The sequence below is a fragment of the Martinezella miluonensis genome (genome assembly GCF_900094545.1).
In the GTDB taxonomy this organism is placed as follows: domain Bacteria; phylum Pseudomonadota; class Alphaproteobacteria; order Rhizobiales; family Rhizobiaceae; genus Rhizobium; species Rhizobium miluonense.
In genome coordinates this window covers 54963-73855 of the sequence record NZ_FMAH01000035.1, presented here as the reverse complement: position 1 = coordinate 73855, position 18893 = coordinate 54963, and the positions used below count along the sequence as shown (strand labels likewise).

The window sequence follows — 18893 nt, the reverse complement described above, 5'->3', positions numbered from 1 at the left end:
AGGTCCAGTTCCATCGTGAGTTGGCCAACCTTGCGTTCAAGTGCTGCGATCTGCGCCTCATACTCGGCGATGACGCTCGCTTCGGCTTCCTCATCGCTGAGTTCGCCGCGATCGAACTGGGTCAGCCACAACTGAATGAGGTTGGCCGAGACGCCGTAAGTACGTTGCGCATCTCGCCGTCCGATGACACCGCTTCGAATATCCTGACAAAGCTGCAATTTGAACGGCGTCGAGTGCCGCCGATATGGACCTCGGGATTTCATGAGCCTTCTCCGATTGAGGCCCACAGAGCGTATCAGTTTTTCCGTTTCCCGTGGTCCAGCCCCAGGGGTTCACTCCAAAGTGCCGGCCGGTTTTGTCCCGCAGTGGTTCACTCTCAAGAGCACCCCGACCACCCATCGCAAGATTTAACTTCCTGCGCATCCACTCACCCAAGCGGATGTTTTCCTGAGGCGGCAGAAGATCGGTCGGATCCGGATGGGGCGGTGAATCGAGGAGGCGGACAGGTCGGTCGTAAAGCAGGCGGCTGCAGTCGAACGCAAGGAACTCCAGGCACTCGTTGCCGAGCCACGGGGCCGGAGCTGCGGGCGTCAGACAGCCCAGCAATCTGTCGCAGATATCGCCAGAGCTGCGCAAAGGCATCAGCATCATTTCGAAAGCCACGCTGCGGCCGCTGATGCAATAGCCGGTTGCCCTGATCACGGCGGGAACGACATGCTTCATTACACCGGCAGCGATGCGTACCGGGTCTTCCTGTTGGCTGCCGGCCCAGAGGACTGCAAAATCTTCGCCTCGGATCTCCCGCCCCATAAGATTGCAGACCGTCGTGCCGGCCAGGCGGAAGCGCGGATTGCTGTCGGCGGTATTTTCCAGGATGAACAGCTCCGGGAGAATATGGCTGACCGCCGACGGTTGTATCAAACTGCGCAAGGGCGCATCCGCATTGCCTCGGATCTGCTCCCAGTAAGTAAATATTTCGGCGCTCGTTTTCTGGTACATGGTACGTCGGTGTCCCAATACAGTTCAATTCCGGGAGCGTTCTTTGCTCTCACATAAAGCCCTGCCAGTTTCATGCCAGAACCGGTGCATTAGGGTTAACGAATGGTTTCGATTGCCTTTCGTGGCGGCAAATGAAAGAAATTGCCCATCACTTCACCAAGTGACCTTCAGCACGAACTTATAGGGCGCGGGACCGGCTCCGCAGGCCAATCCCATACAGAATCGCCCGATACGCCGCCCGGCATCCGGGCGGCTTTTTTTTTGAGTTTCGCTGCGCTATGTGTCGATCACATCTAAAGAAAAGCAGAGCAAGACATGGACGATGAACAGCTGCCGCGCCAAGAGCCGGAAGATCCGCGGCCGCAGCGCGTTCCGGCCTTCAATCTGCCACCGGTGATCCTTGTCAGCCTCGCGGTGCTGGTTGCCGTCTTTGCGCTTATGAACGTGCCATCATGGTCGGACGATACGCTGAACTGGATTTACTTCACCTTCAGCTTCATGCCTGCCCGTTACGCATTTCCGCTGTCGCAGCAGGGCCTCGAATGGCTCTGGACGCCCGTCACCTATTCGCTGCTGCATGGCGGCGTCGAGCATATCGTCTTCAACAGCCTTTGGTTGATGGTGTTTGCAGCGCCGGTGGCCCGACGCATCGGGTCCGCACGCTATGTGATCTTCTGGATTCTCTCGTCCGCCGCCTCCGCTTTCATGCATGCGGCGCTCTTCTGGGGCGATCAAACCTTGTTGATCGGCGCGTCCGGGGTCGTCTCGGCGCTGATGGGTGCTGCTTGCCGCTTCGCCTTTCCCGTCACCGACGGACGCCGGGTTTCCATGCGGGAGGCGCATCTCAATCCGCGCCTTGGCATTCTCGGCGCGCTGCGGAGCCGCACGGTCGTTGCCTATATCGTCATGTGGATTGCCGGTAATGCGCTCGTCGCGTTCGGCATCACACTTGCCGGCGACAGCTCACAGCCCGTCGCGTGGGATGCCCATATCGGCGGCTTTCTCTTCGGCTTTCTGCTCTTTGCGCTGTTTGATCGGCATCCGCGCATGGAAGAGCAAGAAGCTGCTCCATTGGACGAATGAAGCTGTTGCTTTCTCGCTGACACAAGTGCACGATCGCTATCCGTCGGTCGCAGAACAGAGGAGATCGACTCGACCGACGGGCAAAGCGCCGGTTTGAGCTCCGGGGGTAATTTCGGAACATATCGGATGCTTCAAGTGTTCACATGCTTTCGAGATGGGAGGATCGAATGTCAGTTTCCGTGAAGGCCATACTTGATGCCAAGGGCCGCGATGTCGTTACCGCCGGAGGTAACACGACGGTCGCAGAGGCCGCCAAGATACTCAATCAGAAACGCATCGGCGCGATTGTCGTCGTCGGCATGAACGGCAAGATTTCCGGCATCTTCACCGAGCGGGATATCGTCAATGCCGTTGCCAAGCATGGCTCGGAATCCCTCGATAAGCCGATCGCGTCGCTCATGACCGCGAAGGTGCAGCGCTGCAAGGAAGACACCACGACAGATGAGCTGATGGGGCTGATGACGTCGGGTCGCTTCCGTCACGTCCCCGTCGAAGAAAAAGGCAAACTGACCGGCATCATCTCGATCGGCGACGTCGTCAAATGGCGCATCCGCGAGATCGAGCTCGAGACCGAGCAGATCAAGGCCTATATTGCCGGGTGAGGAACGAGCGGGCGGAGTTCAAGCAATCGATCCGGTGGGTCGATTGCAACGACGAAGGCCTGAGCTGAAAGCGAAGGACGGGACTGCCCCACTTCCGTAGAGCCTATCGCATCCCGGGCGGAGAGGCGCTCAGTTCGATCACAGGCCTTTTCGAACCCGCGTCTTAGCGCGCGTAGGCTTCCTGCATGCGCCGGATTTCGGTCAATCTTGCCGATGCCTCCTCGTAGCCGCGCTCTATCGCTTCGCCGGCACGATGAAATTCCGAAAGGCCGACATCGCTTAGGCGCGGATGCAGCGCCAGATCGGGCGGATCGCCGGCAAGTCGGGCGCGCGCAATTCTATCCTGTATGATGTTGAAAGCCTGTACCATGACGCCGGTCATGCCGAGTTTCGTGGCGGGCGTGTCGTCGCGACGCTGATGATCGCCGTTGGGAGGACTGACATTGTGCTTGATCACAGCAGATCTTCCGTAGAGGTCGTAGTGCAGATTTACTGCAACTACCAACGGCTGCTCATACGTGCGGCACACGGAAACCGGAACGGGATTGACCAGCGCGCCATCGACCAGCGTTCGTCCGTTGGAGCGCACCGGCTCGAAGATGCCGGGCAAGGCGTAGGAAGCGCGCAGTGCCGTGATCAGGGATCCGTTGGCGATCCACACTTCATGACCGGTGTTGAGTTCCGAAGCGACGGCGACGAACGGGTGGCCAAGATCCTCGATCGACAGACCCTCGAGATGTTCCTGCATGCGCTTGGTCAGCCGCATGCCGCCGAACAGGCCGCTGCCGCCGATGGTCAGATCGAGAAGGCTTGCGATGCGGCGCATGGTCAGCGAGCGGGCGAAGGCCTCCAGTTCGTCTAGCTTGCCGGCAAAATAGCAGCCGCCCACCAGGGCGCCGATCGACGTGCCGGCGATCATGCCGACGGCTATGCCCGCCTCGTCCAGGGCGCGCAACACGCCTATATGCGCCCAGCCGCGCGCCGCGCCGCCGCCAAGCGCCAGCGCGATCTTGACCCTCTTGGGAGGAGCTGGAGCGAGAAGCGGTGTGGATGTATCTTGCGAGGTGCTCAAACCGGTCGAGTTCTGGCCGCCGTTAAGACGATTCAACCCCCAATTCAGCATTTAAAGCCTCCTCCGAGGCCATATGTGCCTCTTGCTAAAATACTGTCCCTTTTTCGTTTCCAAATCGTATACTGGTTGCAGCTTGTTGGCGTGTTTCGCCGTCAGGTCTACTGTTTGTAGACTTCTTCCGGATCAAAATGCAGGTGTTCGTCGACCACGCTCAACACCGGCTTTCCGTCTTCCAGCTGAACGGTGCGATAGAAGCAGGAACGGCGCCCAGTGTGACACGTTGCGTCGTGTCCCGCGACCTCTACTTTGAGCCAGATTGCATCCTGATCGCAATCAGTACGGATCTCCTTCACCGCCTGCAGGTTTCCGGAGGTTTCGCCCTTCTTCCAGAGTTTTCCCCGAGAGCGGCTGAAATAATGCGCCGTGCCGGTCTTGATCGTCAAAGCCAGGGCTTCCGCATTCATGTGCGCGACCATCAGGAGTTCGCCGTCATGCGCATCGGTCACAATCGCGGTGATCAGGCCGCGATCGTCGAAGCGCGGCGTGAAATCGCCGGCGTCTTCAAGCTCGGATTTGTTCTCCGAAGGCGCATTGAAAATCAGATTCATCTCAGGCTCTTTCGTTGAACCCCGGTCAGCGACCCCGGACCAAAGACATGAAACGGGCCTGTTCGGCAGCATCGGCCTTGAAGGCACCCGTGAAGGTCATCGTCAGCGTCGAGGAGCCCTGCTTCTGCACGCCGCGCATGGCCATGCACATATGCTCTGCCTCGATCATAACGGCCACGCCGCGCGGGCGCAGCGTATCGTCGATCGCGTTCGCAATCTGCGCCGTCATGGCTTCCTGCGTCTGCAGGCGGCGGCCGAAGATATCGACGACGCGGGCGATCTTGGAGAGGCCCAGTACGCGGCCGTTCGGCAGATAGCCGACATGAGCCTTGCCGATGATCGGCACCATGTGGTGTTCGCAATGAGAGAAAAACGGAATGTCGCGCACAAGGACGATGTCGTCATAGCCGGACACCTCTTCAAAGGTGCGGCCAAGGACATCCTCGGGGTTCAAATCGTAACCGCCGAAAAGCTCGCGATAGGCCTTGGCGACGCGCGCCGGCGTATCGAGCAGGCCCTCGCGCTGCGGATCGTCGCCGGCCCAGCGAAGCAGAACGCGGACGGCGTCCTCAGCTTCCTTCTGCGACGGACGATCGGAATCAACGACTTGCGGAAAGTTCTTTACAATGGCGTCCATTACCTGTGGATCTCCTGACCCGCTACGCGGATATCATTTTGTCGGACTCGCCACTGGCATTCCCCGAGGCACGGAGATTTTGCACCTTTGGCGGGCTCCGGGGCGTTCTGGCTGGCGGACAAGCCTGCCGTCCTGCACGGTTTCCCATCAAACTTACACGAGACCATTGCATTTCTATGGTCTTCGAACGACATACATATAGTATGGCATTGTCCCTGTGAAAGTGTCCTAAACGGACACGCTGTGTTTTTTGTTACGAAACACTGACGGGTGCATCGGAGCAAAATCTGAGATGGACGACATCTACAACAGCAAAATTCTGGAGTTTGCCGGCAATATCGGCCGTATCGGCAGTCTTCCTGACGCCGATGCCAGTGCCCAGGCCCATTCCAGACTGTGCGGTTCTCGCGTAAAAATCTGGCTGAAAATGGACGGCGATGTGGTGACCGATTTTGCCCATGACGTCAAGGCCTGCGCGCTTGGTCAGGCGTCGTCTTCGATCATGGCCCGCCATGTCGTCGGCGCTTCGGCGGAAGAGTTGCGCCAGGCTCGCGAGGATATGCTTGCCATGCTCAAGGCAGACGGCGAGGGTCCGAGCGGGCGTTTCGAGGATATGCGCTATCTGAAGCCTGTTAGAGATTACAAGGCCCGTCACGCATCGACGATGCTGACATTCGATGCCGTCGTGGATGCGATCGGGCAGATCGAGGCGGCGCATCAAGGCGGAAATGCCAAAACGGCTGAAGCCGTCTGAGTGGGCGTTGATCATGTGCCAATTCTGTCTCATGCAGGATGACGATGAAGATGAGGGCGGCGCTGCTCCCTCCAAGCGAGCGTGGCGCGATACATCACCGGCTGGAGACAAGGCGGTAAAATCGCGCAACTATTCCGGCCCTTTCCGCAAGACGCCGGATCGGCTTTTCGGCATGGGCCTCATTCGCCTGTATCAACTCACGCTTTCCGGCTTTGTCGGCAATTCCTGCCGCCATATCCCGACCTGCTCGGAATACGGCTATGAGGCTGTTGCCCGCCACGGGCTTTGGGCCGGAGGCTGGATGACGCTGTTTCGCGTCGCACGCTGCGGGCCTGGCGGCACGAGCGGGCTCGATCCGGTGCCTGGCGAGCTGGAACAGCACTATCATTGGTGGACGCCCTGGCGCTACTTCCGCCTCGGACAGAAGGCAGCCTGATCCGCATGACTGTCTACGTGGCGCTGCTTTACAGCATCGTGCTCGGTGCCGGGCGCAGGGTCGTTATGGCCGATCTCAAGGCAATGGCGGAGAGTTTGGGCTTGCGGAACGTGCGGACGCTTGTCGCTACCGGCAATCTGGTTTTCGAAGCGGATGCTCAGCCGATCGCATCGATCGAGGCACAGCTCGAAGCCGGATTTGCGACAGTTTTCGGCAAGCATGTCGATATCATCGTCCGCGAGGCGGAGACATGGCTGAGACTTGCCGATGGCAATCCCTTTCTCGACGGCATCGGCAGCGAAGTCATCATTCGCGTCATGCGCAAGCCGCTTGAACCTGAAATCCTCGATACACTTGCGAAATATCGGCAGAACGGCGAACGCATGGCCGTTGTCGACGGCGATCTCTGGATCGATTTCGGCTTAAAGGCCAGTGAGACGAAATTGCTGCCTGCACTGACGACAAAGCGGCTCGGCATCGGAACGATGCGGAATTGGAACACGGTGCGCGGTTTGGCCGAGATGATCGGCCGCTAGCACCGCTTTTCCTTTACTAAATAGCCAAATACGGCTATCAGGCGCCCGGACATAAGTAAGCATTTACTTAGTCCGCATTTACGAAACCACCCGCATTCGTTGGCGGGACTGGACAAGGAGAATATAGATGTCCCAATCCGTTTCCCTGGCATTTCCCGACGGCTCCGTGCGCAGCTTTGCTGCCGGCACGACCGGTCGCGATGTCGCCGAATCCATTTCCAAGTCGCTTGCCAAGAAAGCTGTCGCCATTGCCATCGATGGTACCGTGCGCGATCTTTCCGACCCGGTGGCCGACGGCAAGATCGAGATCATTACCCGCACGGACGACCGTGCACTGGAGCTGATCCGCCACGACACCGCACACGTTCTCGCCGAAGCCGTGCAGGAACTTTGGCCCGGAACGCAGGTGACGATCGGCCCGGTCATCGAAAACGGCTTCTACTACGACTTTGCCAAGAACGAGCCGTTCACGCCCGATGATCTGCCTGTGATCGAGAAGCGGATGCGCGAGATCATTCAGCGCAACAAGCCGTTCACCAGGGAAATCTGGTCGCGCGAGAAGGCGAAGGAAGTCTTTGCTGCCAAGGGCGAGAGCTACAAGGTGGAGCTGGTCGATGCTATCCCTGAAGGTCAGGATCTGAAGATCTATTACCAGGGCGACTGGTTCGACCTTTGCCGCGGTCCGCACATGGCTTCGACCGGCCAGATCGGCAATGCCTTCAAGCTGATGAAGGTAGCCGGCGCCTATTGGCGTGGCGACAGCAACAATCCGATGCTGACGCGCATCTACGGCACGGCATTCGCCGAGCAAGCGGATCTCGACAACTATCTGCATATCCTTGCCGAAGCCGAGAAACGCGACCATCGCCGTCTCGGCCGCGAAATGGACCTGTTCCATTTCCAGGAAGAAGGCCCCGGCGTCGTCTTCTGGCATGGCAAGGGCTGGCGCATGTTCCAGACGCTGGTGTCCTATATGCGCCGGCGGCTGCAGGGCGATTATCAGGAAGTCAACGCACCGCAGGTGCTCGACAAGTCGCTTTGGGAGACTTCGGGTCACTGGGGTTGGTATCGCGACAATATGTTCAAGGTCACCGTCGCGGGCGACGATACCGATGACGATCGCGTCTTCGCGCTAAAGCCAATGAACTGCCCCGGTCACATCCAGATCTTTAAGCATGGCTTGAAGTCCTACCGCGAACTGCCGATCCGCCTTGCGGAATTCGGTAACGTGCATCGTTACGAGCCCTCGGGCGCGCTGCATGGATTGATGCGCGTGCGCGGCTTCACGCAGGACGACGCCCATATCTTCTGCACCGATGAGCAGATGGCCGCCGAGTGCCTGAAGATCAACGATCTCATCCTGTCGGTCTATGAGGACTTCGGCTTCAAGGAGATCGTCGTCAAGCTCTCGACCCGCCCCGACAAGCGTGTCGGCTCGGATGAACTCTGGGATCGCGCCGAAAGCGTGATGATGGACGTGCTGAAGACCATCGAGGCCCAGTCCGAAGGACGCATCAAGACCGGCATTCTGCCGGGCGAGGGCGCGTTCTACGGGCCGAAGTTCGAATATACGCTCAAGGATGCCATCGGCCGTGAATGGCAGTGCGGCACGACGCAGGTCGACTTCAATCTGCCGGAGCGCTTCGGTGCGTTCTACATCGACCAGCACTCCGAAAAGACGCAGCCGGTGATGATCCACCGCGCCATCTGCGGCTCGATGGAACGCTTCCTTGGCATCCTGATCGAGAACTTCGCCGGGCACATGCCGCTGTGGGTCTCGCCACTGCAGGTGGTCGTGGCGACGATTACGTCCGAGGCTGATGCCTATGGCGAAGAAGTAGCCGAAGCGCTGCGCGATGCCGGCCTCGACGTCGAGACCGACTTCCGCAACGAGAAGATCAACTACAAGATCCGCGAGCATTCGGTAACGAAGGTTCCGGTGATCATTGTGTGCGGCAAGAAGGAAGCCGAAGAGCGTTCGGTCAACATCCGCCGCCTCGGCAGCCAGTCGCAGACCTCCATGTCGCTCGACGAGGCGATCGCATCGCTTTCGCTCGAGGCGACCGCGCCCGATATTCTGCGCAAGCAGGACGCACGTCGCTCCAAGGCCGCCTGAATGTGAAATTATCTCTGACGGCACCTTCAGGGTGTCGTCAGAGAACTGACATAGAACTTTCATATACTTGATAAATCAAAGCGTTGCTGCGGCCGTCAGATGCGGCGCAGCGAAACGATAGGAGCGGGGCAGCCCGTCGCGCATTTGGATTTCAAAGAACTATCCTACGCCAATGAACGGGATCCGCGCATCAAACGCTGGTTCATCCGCTCCATCGAAGGCCTGTCCGGCCGCGACCGTTATGCCAGGCTCTATGACATCTGGCGCAGCGATATTATCGGCAAGAGCGATCGCGTCTTCGGCAAGATGCTCGACCTCATCAATGTCCGCCTGCTTGCCAAGGGCGAATGGCCCTTACGGCAAGTTCCCGACGCGCCGATCGTCATCGTCGCCAATCACCCCTATGGCATTGGTGACGGGATCGCGGTGCTCGCGCTTGCCGAACAGCTCGGCCGCCCTTTCAAGGTGCTGATCAACAACGAGTTGTTGAAGGTGCCGGAGATGAACGACTATTCGCTGCCCGTTTCCTTCGAGGAAACCAAGGAAGCTATGGCGATCAACATGAAGACGCGCCATGAGGCCGTTCGCCTGCTCAAGGAAGGCACGACCATCATCGTCTTTCCTGCTGGCGGCGTGGCAACCGCCAAGAAGGGTTTCGGCCGGGCCGAAGACCTTCCATGGAAGATATTTCCGGCCAAGCTCATCCAGGCGGCGCGCGCGAGCGTCATTCCGATCTATTTCGAGGGGCAGAACGGCCGCTTGTTCCATCTGGCGAGCCGCATCTCGATGACGCTGCGGATATCGCTGCTGATCCGCGAGTTCCGACGCCTCTCAGGGAGCACGATCACGGCACATATCGGCGCACTAATGAGCTGGGAATCGCTGAGCGAAGGTAACGACCGCAAAGACTTGCTCTCGAAACTCTATAGCGCCGTCTTTTCGATGGCGCCGCCGCGGAAAATGCTGCGCCGAAGGGCAGGGTGACGGACCGGAACCGTCAATCCATGCTGTCGCCTTCGCCGCCGCTGGCGGGCGCCAGCTGCTCGTAGGTCGGAAGCGGCTGCTGATTGGTTGTCGCCGGCGGCGTCTGCGGATTTTGCGTTTGCCGCATCTGCGGCATCTGGAGCGGAATCTGCTGGGCCGGTTGCCGGTTATCGACATCCAACGGCTGCTGCTGTTTCATCAGTACTTCCACATCGGTATTCATGCCCGCCGCCACAGTGAAATCGCGCTGATAGATCTTGTCCTTGTTGCGGGCGACGGCGGTATAGCGGCCTTCTGCAAGTACCATGGTCGGAAAGGCGCTGACACTTTCCCCGACGATATCGCCGGCGGAGGTCAGGATCGACCAGGCAGTATCGGCGATCGCCTCGCTGCCGGCGTCGGATACCAGCTTGAACGTGATTTTTGCCGCCCTGTGCTGGATAGTCGCTTCCGTCACCTTGCCGGCTTCCACCTGGATATCGGCTCGGATGACGGCGTTGACCTCGCCATATTCGGAAACAACATGGTAGGTGCCGGCGCTAAGGCCGACCAGCGTGTTTGGCTTGACATCTTCCATGACAAGACCGCGTTCGCCGTCTTCCTTGGTTTCGCTCGAATAGATCGAAAAGCTTAACTCATCGGGCGGGATTCGGACATCGGGCCCGGATACGGCATTCAAAACCATACCGCCGGCATCAAGCACCATCGTCTGCTTCTGAGGATCGGCCGTTGCCGACACGCTCAGCTTCTTCGTCACGCCGGCGCGGCCGAAGGAGACGTTGACGAAATAATCGCCGGGCAGGAGATGGAAGGAGGCGGAGCCGCCCTTCGAGCTTGCCACCAGCGGCAGTTTGCCGTCGGCACCGGCAATCGGGCTGAACACATACCAGGACAGGCCCTGTTGCTGGGGCCCGCTTTGGGGGGACAGTTTGGCTTCGAGCGAAACGTCACGCAAGTTGCGAGAGGCGGAGTTTTCGCCGTCGGGTGCCACGAAGGCATTGAGCTTCGGCATCTTCACGCTGCCGTCGAGCTGCTTGAACTCCTTGAACGCTTCCTGCGCCGAGGCCGTCGTACCGAGGCAGCCGAGAACAGCGAAAACCACGCTCAACCGGCGAGCGGATGAAATGCCAGACATGGGTTCCGAACCGATTGACTTCCGATAAGACACAAGCCACTTCAAAACCAATGCCGTGACAAATTCAAGACCAACGTCTCCCAATCCATAAAATGAAAGCAATCACTCAATGAAAACCGATATCAAGCTCATCGATTATCTCGCGGTACGCCGATCCATTCCCGCATTTCAGATGGCGGAGCCGGGACCGGAAAGGGCAGAGATCGAGGAGATTATCCGATTGGCCTCGCGCGTGCCCGATCACGGCAAGCTCGCCCCCTGGCGTTTCATCGTCTACCGCGGGGAGGAGCGTGCGCGCCTCGGCGAGGAATTGCTGAAGCTCGCATTGGAGGCGAAGCCGGATCTTTCGGAAGAGATGATCCAGGTGGAGCGCACTCGTTTCACGCGCGCGCCGGTCGTAATCGCCGTGGTCAGCAAGGCGGCGCCACACTTCAAGATTCCCGAATGGGAGCAATTGATGTCGGCAGGCGCGCTTTGCCTCAACCTCCTGATCGCTGCGAACGCCCATGGCTGGGTATCCAATTGGCTGACCGAATGGTTTGCCTATGACGAGCGTGCTTATCCGTTGCTCGGCGTTGCGCCGGGCGAGAAGGTTGCCGGCTTCATCCATATCGGCTCTTCGAGCTTTCCGCCCGTCGAGCGCCCGCGTCCGGAGCTGGCCGAAACGGTGACCTGGGTCGGTGGCGGGGACGCATAATGTTCTATTCGACGGATACCAATGCTCATGGCCTGGCGCACGATCCGTTCAAGGCGATCGTCGCGCCGAGGCCGATTGGCTGGATCGGCAGCAAGGGCAGAGACGGTTCGCTGAACCTGTCTCCCTATTCCTTCTTCAATGCGATCAGCGACCGGCCGAAGCTGGTGATGTTTTCGTCTGCGGGCCGCAAAGACAGCGTGCGCAATGTCGAGGAGACCGGCGTATTCACCACCAACCTCGTGAGCCGCAATCTCGTTGACAAGATGAACCATTCATCGATTGCTGCACCGTACGGCGTCAACGAATTCGATCTGGCCGGATTGACGGCAGCGCCGGCCAAGCTGATCGATGCGCCTTATGTCGGCGAGGCCTTTGCAGTACTCGAGTGCCGTGTGACCGATATTCTCCAGCCCAAGGGTCTCGATGGCCAGGCTTCCGAGAATATCATGGTCATCGGCCAGGTCGTCGGCATCCATATCGATGAGACGATCATTCGCGAGGGAAGGCTCGATATGGCGCTTGCAAGGCCGGTCGCGCGCATGGGCTATATGGACTACAGTGAAGGCAGCGACGTCTTCGAAATGATGCGGCCCAAAGCCCCCTGACAATCATCTTTGTTTTTCAGGGGTTAACGAACACGGTAAACGACCCGTAAACCTTTGCCCGATAACGTTGGCAGCATGAGTTCGCGGGGCGGGAATCGCCCCGCCGATATCGGGGCGTTACGTGATCATAGAAGCATTCCTCCGCTGGGCCGAGACCGCAAAGGCAGAGAACCGAGCCAGGGCGGCCAATGCGCTTGGCCGGGCCTATCTGCAGTCGGATATGCCGAAGGAGGAGCGCGTGGCCGCCGAGATGGCGATGACCTACCTGCTCGACGATCCGTCGCCCCGCGTGCGGCTTTCTCTAGCTGAAGCGGTTGCTCGTTCGCCAGGGGCCCCGCGCAATGTGATTCTGTCCCTTGCCGAGGACCAGCCGGAAATTGCGGGACAGATCATCCTGCTTTCACCTGTCTTCAACGATGCCGATCTCGTCGACCTTGTATTGCATGGCAGCGAGGTGACGCGGATTTTGATTGCGTCGCGCGGGCAGGTTCCGCGCGTGGTTTGTGCAGCGCTCGCCGAGATCGGTGGGGAAACCGAGATATCGTGCCTTCTCGAAAATGATGGGGCATTGCTTTCGCAGGCCTCATTGAAGCGCATCACCGAGCGCCTTGGCGATTGTGCCGACATACGCGGCCTTCTCCTGTCCCGCGATGCCTTGTCTTCCGACACTCGGCAGCTATTGATGCACCGGGTCAGCGAAGCGTTGTCGGGATCGGACCTCATCCAGAACGTGATCGGCGCCGGCAGGCTTAAGCAGGTGACGCGCGAGGCCACGGAATCTGCGACCGTCGCCATCGCCGGTTCGGCGCCGCACGAGCAGCTGCCGGAGCTGGTGGAACATTTGCGGCAGTGCGGCTCGCTGACCCCTGCCTTCCTGATGCAGGCGCTATGCTCCGGCAAGGTCGATTTCTTTGCCTGCGCAGTCACCAATCTTTCCGGCTGCGACGAACGGCGCGTGCGCTCCATCATATCGAGGGGCCGCATCTATGCCATTCGTGCCCTTTATGAGAGCGCCGGCCTAACGAGAGACATCAGCACCGTGTTCGTGGACGCCACGCTGGTCTGGCGCGATGCGTCACGCGCCAACAGCGAGGCCATGCTGGAGAATGTCTGCTCCCGTTTGATGCGCAAATTCCGCCTGAAAGAGCCGCCTGCCGCTGCCACCCAGCTGCTTGACATGGTGGAGAAGCTCGCAAACACCGAACGGCGGCACGCGGCGCGGAATTTTGCGGCACTGGCGACCCTTGCTGCCGCGTGATATCCAGCGATAGACCCATTGTCCGAGGTGTATCTTGTCGCTGCGTGTCGCCGTTGAATCTCCCCGCCAGGATGGCGTCATCCGTCTTCTCGAAATGTCGGACGCCTATGCGGAATCGCTTTATCCGCCGCAAAGCAATCACATGCTCGATCTGGCTTCGCTGGAGAAGCCGGAAATAACCTTTTGGGTTGCCAGGATCGAGGGCGATATCATCGGATGTTGCGCTCTGGTCGAAGCGGGCGATGGCACCGCCGAGATCAAGCGCATGTTCGTCGATCCCGCCGCCAGAGGGCGCAGCGTCGCGCGCAAGCTGATGGAAACGATCGAAGCGGCGGCATTCGAAAAGCGGCTTGCAGCGATCCGGCTGGAAACGGGCATATACCAGCCCGAAGCAATCGGCCTCTACAAACGGTTCGGCTATGTCGAAATCCCGGCCTTCGGCAGCTATTTGCCGGATCCACTCAGCCTGTTCATGGAAAAACGACTGACGCAGGCATAGGCGGAAGATTATTGCTTGGCGTTATCCTGGAGCTGTAGCTGCAGCTCCGGTTCCTGCGCAGGCTGCTCTTCGGTCAACTCGGCTTCGCGAATCCATTCGCGCCAGATGGCGACGATGATTGCCATCAGCACCGGTCCGATAAAGAGGCCGAGGAATCCCATGGTTTTCACGCCGCCGACCAAGCCAAAGAAGGTCGGCAGGAACGGCAGCTTGATGGGGCCGCCTACGAGTTTGGGACGAAGCGTCTTGTCGACAATGAACAGTTCGATCGTGCCCCAGAGGAAGAGCGCGATACCAGCCCAAAGCGAGCCGCTGGCGATGAGATAGATCGAGACCAGCGACATGGACAGCGGAGCGCCACCAGGCACCAGAGCCATGACACCCGTGAGGACACCAAGCGTAATGGCAGACGGAGCGCCTGCGATCCAATAGGCGACGCCGAGCACGATACCTTCGCCGATGGCGATCAGCGTCATACCCATGACCGTCGAGCTGATCGTCGCCGGCACGACGCGGGAAATCCGCTCCCAGCGGTTCGGAAGGATGCGCTCGCCGAGCAGGTCGACCTGACGAACGAATGTCGAGCCGTCGCGATAGATGAAGAACAGGGCGATCAGCATGAACAGCAGGGTCAGCACGACGTGGAACGCATTGCCGCCGGCGGCAAGCACCGCCCTGTAGATATTGCCGATATGAGCGCCGCTCACGATCTGGGCCAACTCGCCAAGAGAGCCGGGGCTACCGACATACTGCACCCACTGTTCGCCGAGCCATGAGCCGACGACGGGCAAAGCCAAAATCCACGGAGGCGGCGCCGCGCCATCTCGATTGACATGCACGGCCCAGGCGAACCAATCCCGCACTTCGCCGGCCATATAAAGCGCCGAAAGGACGATTGGCAGGACAAGGAAAGTGACGATGAACGCAATGGCTATGCTGGCTGCAAGCGTCGTGTTTCCGCCGGTGCGGCGGACGAGATCGCTAAAAAGCGGCCAGGTGGCGAAGCCGATCACCGCGGCGGCCAGAACCGGAACGAGGAAGCCGTAGAAGAAATAGATGCCAGCAACGGCTATCAGAATAAGGAGCCAGCGGGCGGCAGAGATGGATGGAATAAGCGGCATGCGCGCATGCGCGCTCGGCCCGAGCCAACGATGCTCCTTCAGTTTTTGACGTTCAAAAACACCCACCAGACTTATTTCGCCCCACATTACTAGATCACCCGGTTATGGGGTATGATCCAGGCTCTTTCAAGGGCATCGCCCCGAAAGCTCCTCTATTCCGCCGCTATGACAGTAACACGACTGCTTTACGAATAAGAACAAGGTCTCAAGCAGGTCGACGGACTACCTTGAATGCGAAGAATTGAGTCTTTTGCGTCGGATTGAAATTGTTGTCGGCGACCAGGATCAATACGTCCGTACCGTCTTTTGCCTTGCCGAAAGTAATGCCTTCGATGTTGTCTGGTTCGAGACCGAGAGCCCGCAGATCCATGACCTGCGTCTTGCGCACCGGCACGATCCGCTGATCCGTCTTGGCCAGGGAAGGGATGTTGGAGACATCGGTGGCGCCATCAAGGTCGAACATGTTGATGACGACCGAAGTGCCGACACCCTGCGCATAGCCGCGTTCGAGCGACAGCAGACGTCGATCGTCAAGTGCCATGATTTCCGACAGGCCGAAATCGTTCCAGCCGGTTGCCGTGGACGGCGCCTGCGGGATGGGCGAGATCGGGTAGACATACTGCGCCTTCTGCTCGCCGGTCGCCACGTCATAGCGGATGAGGCGGGCAAGCGCACCACCGGTCAGCATCGTGATGGGTCCATCCTGATAGAGCGCGGATTCCGTGCCGACGATCAGATCGCCGCCGGGGAGAAAGGCCAGGCCCTCGAAAGCGAGATTGTCGCGAATACCGGTGCTCTTATCTGCGGTGGGAGCAAATCCCACCGGCAACGAGAGCTCGCGCATGAAACCACCGTCGCGACTGGCGATCCGCACGAAGGGCGGCAACAGTGCCTTGCCGTCGCCTTCGCTGGTCCAATAGATGCCATCCTTGCCCAGACGGATGGATTCGCCATCGACTTTCTTGATCGCGAAAGGCTGACCGTCCTTATCCTGCAGCGTGACATGGTCGAGAACCGTCACGCCCTTCAAGCCACTGGCGCTGACGTCGATGTCGAGATTGTAGAAGCGGGCCGGCGCTTTTTCGGAGCGATCGTCGCTGATGGAAACATAGCGGCCAGTGGACGGATCAAATTCGATGCCCGAGAGGCCGCCGACCTCCACTCCATTCTCCGTGAAACCCGTGGGAATATCGCAGCTGCCCAGATAGGAAAGGCTGATACCCGCTTTGCAATCGCCGAAAGGGCAGGGAACGTTGACGGTCGACCCGATATCCATCGCATGGGCGGCATGGCCAAAAAGGAGAACGGCGGCAGTCGTCAGAAATGGTTTCAACATGGCGAAATCGTCAACCCAGATAGTGAAATGGCGGCATTGAAAGCAATGCCGCCATCTACACATCCATCCATGACGTCTTCGTAACGGATATCGGACAATCCGGTAAAATATCGCGAATCCCGTCGGTCGCAGCAATCGACGGTTGGTCTGCCGTCAGATATCCAGATCGTCGGCGAAGGCGGCCCGTTCCTGAATGAAACGGAAGCGAGCCTCTGCCTTGGTGCCCATCAGGTTGTCGACGGCATCGCGCGTGCCCTCGAAATCCACCTCGTCGATCTCGACCCGCAGCAGGGTGCGCTTAGCCGGATCCATCGTCGTTTCCTTGAGCTGGGCGGGCAGCATTTCGCCGAGACCTTTGAAGCGGCTGATCTCGACCTTGCCTTTGCCCTTGAACTCCGTCTGCATCAGCTCCTGCCGGTGGGCGTCATCGCGGGCATAGATGGATTTCGAGCCCTGGGTGATCTTGTAGAGCGGTGGCACGGCCAGGAACAGATGACCCTGGCGGATCAGCTCCGGCATCTCCTGATAGAAGAAGGTGATAAGGAGCGAGGCGATGTGGGCGCCGTCGACGTCGGCATCGGTCATGACGACGATGCGCTGATAGCGAAGATCTTCTTCCCGATATTTCGAGCGCGTGCCGCAGCCGAGCGCCTGAACGAGGTCGGTAATCTGCTGGTTGGCGGAAAGCTTTTCGCGGCCCGCGCTGGCGACGTTGAGGATCTTGCCGCGCAGCGGCAGGATTGCCTGGTTGGTGCGGTTTCGCGCCTGCTTGGCCGAGCCACCTGCCGAATCGCCCTCCACGAGGAAGAGTTCGGCGCCTGCGGCGGCGCTCTGCGAGCAATCCGCGAGCTTACCCGGCAGTCGCAGTTTGCGCACGGCGGTCTTGCGGTTGACTTCCTTTTCCTTGCGCCGCCGCATGCGCTCATCTGAGCGCTCGATCACCCATTCCAGCAGTTTTTCGGCTTCGGCCGGATTGTCGGTAAGATAGTGATCAAAGGGATCACGCAGCGCGTTTTCGACGATGCGCTGCGCTTCGACCGTCGCAAGCTTGTCCTTGGTTTGGCCAACGAATTCAGGCTCGCGTATGAAGATCGACAACATGCCGACGCCCGAAATCATCACGTCGTCGGTGGTGATATTGGCCGCACGCTTGTTCTGGGTGAGGTCTGCGTAGTTCTTCAGGCCCTTGGTGAGAGCAATGCGGAAACCGGCCTCATGCGTGCCGCCCTCCGGCGTCGGAATCGTGTTGCAATAGGAGTGGACCTGCGGGTCGCCGCCATACCAGGTGATCGCCCATTCGAGTGAGCCGTGACCGCTTTCCTTTTCCGACTTGCCGGCAAAGATTTCGCGGGTGACGGTGAACTCGTTGCCCATCGTCGCCTTGAGGTAATCCCTCAGGCCGCCGGGGAAATGGAAAACAGCCTTTTCAGGAACATCGGCACCCTGGGGTGCCAGCTCCGGATCGCAGCTCCAGCGGATCTCGACGCCGCCGAACAGATAGGCCTTGGAACGGGCCATGCGGAAGACGCGGGCCGGCTCGAAGCGAGCATGGTCGCCGAAGATCTGCGGATCTGGATGGAAGCGGACACGCGTGCCACGGCGGTTATGGACGTCGCCCAGTTCTTCGATGCCACCGACCGGCAGACCACGCGAGAAACGCTGGCGATAGAGCTTGCGGTTGCGGGCGACCTCGACTTCCAGATCATCCGACAGAGCGTTGACGACGGACACGCCGACGCCGTGCAGACCGCCCGACGTCTCGTAGGCCTTACCGTCGAATTTACCGCCGGCATGCAGCTTGGTCATGATGACTTCGAGCGTGGACTTGCCAGGCACCTGCGGATGGTTTTCCACAGGAATGCCACGGCCGTTATCCGTGACGGTCAGATAGCCCTGCCGGTCAAGATAGACCTCGATGAAATTGGCATGGCCGGCCACAGCTTCGTCCATGGCGTTGTCGATGACTTCGGCGAAAAGGTGATGCAGCGCCTTTTCGTCGGTGCCGCCGATATACATGCCGGGACGCATGCGCACCGGCTCGAGCCCTTCCAGAACGCGGATCGAGCTTGCGCCATATTCCTCCGCAGAAGATGTCGCCGGTGCGGCGCGCTGTGCCGGTGCAGGCTTTTCAACCTTCACATCAGGCTTTTCCGCTGCCTCCGGTTTCGGCGGGCGAGGTAGTCCGGAGAAGAGATCGTTGCTGTTATCCATAGAATTTCAAGCTGCTCAGATTTGTTCTGGTGGGGCCAGACCCCATTATTATCGCATTTGTCGCCGGTATTCGCGAATCACCGTGATTCTGCCAGAAACAACACACAAGAGCGATGGCGCCCCACGACGGCGCGAATTTATAAAGAGATTTGCGTTGCCGGGTGAAGAATGGCAAGCCCGATGGCCGATCGGAGGAAGTGTCCG

The 18893-nt window shown here is 59.4% G+C and carries 19 protein-coding genes and 1 pseudogene; 11 read left to right on the top strand and 9 right to left on the bottom strand.

Annotated features, from left to right (window positions below; all coding sequences use genetic code 11):
- Together GA0061102_RS23950 and GA0061102_RS33640 are read right to left on the bottom strand one after the other, a co-directional pair.
- The coding region (locus GA0061102_RS23950) for a transposase (RefSeq protein WP_092853936.1) at window positions 1–263 on the bottom strand (263 nt) is incomplete at its 3' end.
- 388 nt (window positions 264–651) lie between these two features.
- Window positions 652–999, bottom strand: a pseudogene (locus GA0061102_RS33640) (PAS domain-containing protein); the annotation flags it as partial.
- Between the two features lie 315 nt (window positions 1000–1314).
- Here GA0061102_RS33640 and GA0061102_RS23940 point away from each other — a divergent pair.
- Together GA0061102_RS23940 and GA0061102_RS23935 are read left to right on the top strand one after the other, a co-directional pair.
- On the top strand, window positions 1315–2082 hold the full coding sequence (locus GA0061102_RS23940) for a rhomboid family intramembrane serine protease (protein ID WP_092853924.1): 768 nt from the start codon (window positions 1315–1317) through the stop codon (window positions 2080–2082).
- 167 nt (window positions 2083–2249) lie between these two features.
- Window positions 2250–2684: a CBS domain-containing protein gene (locus tag GA0061102_RS23935; protein WP_004123286.1), complete on the top strand. Its 435-nt coding sequence runs from the start codon at window positions 2250–2252 to the stop codon at window positions 2682–2684.
- A 163-nt stretch (window positions 2685–2847) separates the two neighbouring features.
- On the opposite strand, the gene GA0061102_RS23930 is transcribed toward GA0061102_RS23935, so the two are convergent.
- From GA0061102_RS23930 to folE, 3 genes are all read right to left on the bottom strand, one after another.
- The gene (locus GA0061102_RS23930; RefSeq protein WP_092853922.1) at window positions 2848–3807 is read right to left on the bottom strand and encodes a patatin-like phospholipase family protein; all 960 of its coding nucleotides are present in this window, start codon (window positions 3805–3807) and stop codon (window positions 2848–2850) included.
- A 107-nt stretch (window positions 3808–3914) separates the two neighbouring features.
- On the bottom strand, window positions 3915–4364 hold the full coding sequence (gene hisI / locus GA0061102_RS23925) for a phosphoribosyl-AMP cyclohydrolase (RefSeq protein ID WP_092853920.1): 450 nt from the start codon (window positions 4362–4364) through the stop codon (window positions 3915–3917).
- Window positions 4365–4389: 25 nt separating this feature from the next.
- The gene (folE, locus tag GA0061102_RS23920; protein WP_092853919.1) at window positions 4390–5001 is read right to left on the bottom strand and encodes a GTP cyclohydrolase I FolE; all 612 of its coding nucleotides are present in this window, start codon (window positions 4999–5001) and stop codon (window positions 4390–4392) included.
- Between the two features lie 292 nt (window positions 5002–5293).
- Here folE and GA0061102_RS23915 point away from each other — a divergent pair, with 292 nt between their 5' ends.
- From GA0061102_RS23915 to GA0061102_RS23895, 5 genes are all read left to right on the top strand, one after another.
- Window positions 5294–5755, top strand: coding sequence for an iron-sulfur cluster assembly scaffold protein (locus GA0061102_RS23915; RefSeq protein WP_092853917.1), 462 nt, complete (start codon window positions 5294–5296; stop codon window positions 5753–5755).
- Between the two features lie 13 nt (window positions 5756–5768).
- The gene (yidD, locus tag GA0061102_RS23910; protein WP_092853934.1) at window positions 5769–6191 is read left to right on the top strand and encodes a membrane protein insertion efficiency factor YidD; all 423 of its coding nucleotides are present in this window, start codon (window positions 5769–5771) and stop codon (window positions 6189–6191) included.
- Window positions 6192–6196: 5 nt separating this feature from the next.
- The gene (locus tag GA0061102_RS23905; RefSeq protein WP_092853915.1) at window positions 6197–6727 is read left to right on the top strand and encodes a DUF1697 domain-containing protein; all 531 of its coding nucleotides are present in this window, start codon (window positions 6197–6199) and stop codon (window positions 6725–6727) included.
- A 127-nt stretch (window positions 6728–6854) separates the two neighbouring features.
- Window positions 6855–8843 (top strand): threonine--tRNA ligase, encoded by a 1989-nt coding sequence (gene thrS / locus GA0061102_RS23900; RefSeq protein WP_092853912.1) that lies wholly within the window; start codon window positions 6855–6857, stop codon window positions 8841–8843.
- A 144-nt stretch (window positions 8844–8987) separates the two neighbouring features.
- Window positions 8988–9827 (top strand): lysophospholipid acyltransferase family protein, encoded by an 840-nt coding sequence (locus GA0061102_RS23895; protein WP_092853932.1) that lies wholly within the window; start codon window positions 8988–8990, stop codon window positions 9825–9827.
- A 13-nt stretch (window positions 9828–9840) separates the two neighbouring features.
- Here GA0061102_RS23895 and GA0061102_RS23890 read toward each other — a convergent pair whose 3' ends face one another.
- Entirely contained in the window at window positions 9841–10962 is a 1122-nt protein-coding gene (locus GA0061102_RS23890; protein ID WP_092853910.1) for a hypothetical protein, read from the bottom strand.
- A 109-nt stretch (window positions 10963–11071) separates the two neighbouring features.
- On the opposite strand from GA0061102_RS23890, the gene GA0061102_RS23885 reads away from it, so the two are divergent.
- The 4 genes from GA0061102_RS23885 to GA0061102_RS23870 all read left to right on the top strand — a co-directional run bounded on the left by GA0061102_RS23885 (window position 11072) and on the right by GA0061102_RS23870 (window position 14021).
- Window positions 11072–11659 (top strand): nitroreductase family protein, encoded by a 588-nt coding sequence (locus GA0061102_RS23885; RefSeq protein ID WP_092853908.1) that lies wholly within the window; start codon window positions 11072–11074, stop codon window positions 11657–11659.
- Window positions 11659–12264: a flavin reductase family protein gene (locus GA0061102_RS23880; RefSeq protein WP_092853906.1), complete on the top strand. Its 606-nt coding sequence runs from the start codon at window positions 11659–11661 to the stop codon at window positions 12262–12264. The genes GA0061102_RS23885 and GA0061102_RS23880 overlap by 1 nt, the downstream gene beginning before the upstream one ends.
- A gap of 106 nt (window positions 12265–12370) precedes the next feature.
- Window positions 12371–13522: a DUF2336 domain-containing protein gene (locus GA0061102_RS23875; protein WP_092853904.1), complete on the top strand. Its 1152-nt coding sequence runs from the start codon at window positions 12371–12373 to the stop codon at window positions 13520–13522.
- Window positions 13523–13556: 34 nt separating this feature from the next.
- Complete coding sequence (locus GA0061102_RS23870; protein ID WP_092853902.1) at window positions 13557–14021, top strand: GNAT family N-acetyltransferase; 465 nt, start codon at window positions 13557–13559, stop codon at window positions 14019–14021.
- An 8-nt stretch (window positions 14022–14029) separates the two neighbouring features.
- Here the strand turns inward: GA0061102_RS23870 and GA0061102_RS23865 are convergent, their stop codons facing one another.
- From GA0061102_RS23865 to parE, 3 genes are all read right to left on the bottom strand, one after another.
- Window positions 14030–15208, bottom strand: coding sequence for an AI-2E family transporter (locus tag GA0061102_RS23865; RefSeq protein WP_208858701.1), 1179 nt, complete (start codon window positions 15206–15208; stop codon window positions 14030–14032).
- A gap of 139 nt (window positions 15209–15347) precedes the next feature.
- Window positions 15348–16478 (bottom strand): esterase-like activity of phytase family protein, encoded by a 1131-nt coding sequence (locus GA0061102_RS23860; RefSeq protein WP_092853898.1) that lies wholly within the window; start codon window positions 16476–16478, stop codon window positions 15348–15350.
- Window positions 16479–16631: 153 nt separating this feature from the next.
- Window positions 16632–18689 carry a DNA topoisomerase IV subunit B gene (gene parE, locus GA0061102_RS23855; protein WP_092853896.1) on the bottom strand — a complete coding sequence of 686 codons (2058 nt, stop codon included), beginning with the start codon at window positions 18687–18689 and terminating at the stop codon, window positions 16632–16634.
- Between the last annotated feature and the right edge of the window lie 204 nt (window positions 18690–18893).